Here is a 234-nt window from a genome sequence, read left to right on the forward strand (position 1 = left end):
CGCGCTGGGGCAGCTCGATGGTCAGCGGGACGCCGTTATGGACGGAGAGCATCACCGCCATGCCCTCCTGGAGATACGGGGCGGCGTCGCCGACCACGTCCTCCGGCACCGCGATCTGCTCGTAGTTCTCGGGGTTCATGAAGTGGAACCCCTCGCCGTCGCTGTAGAGGAAGGTGTGCTCGCGATCCTCCACGAAGGCGCGCTCGACCTGCTCGGTGGTCCGGTAGCGCTCGG

1 pseudogene is annotated in these 234 nt (G+C 67.5%); it reads right to left on the reverse strand.

From position 1 onward, the window contains the following. Positions 1 to 234: pseudogene (locus KZZ07_RS27465) on the reverse strand (elongation factor P); the annotation flags it as partial.

It is taken from the genome of Mameliella sp. CS4, assembly GCF_019392335.1.
Classification (GTDB): domain Bacteria; phylum Pseudomonadota; class Alphaproteobacteria; order Rhodobacterales; family Rhodobacteraceae; genus Antarctobacter.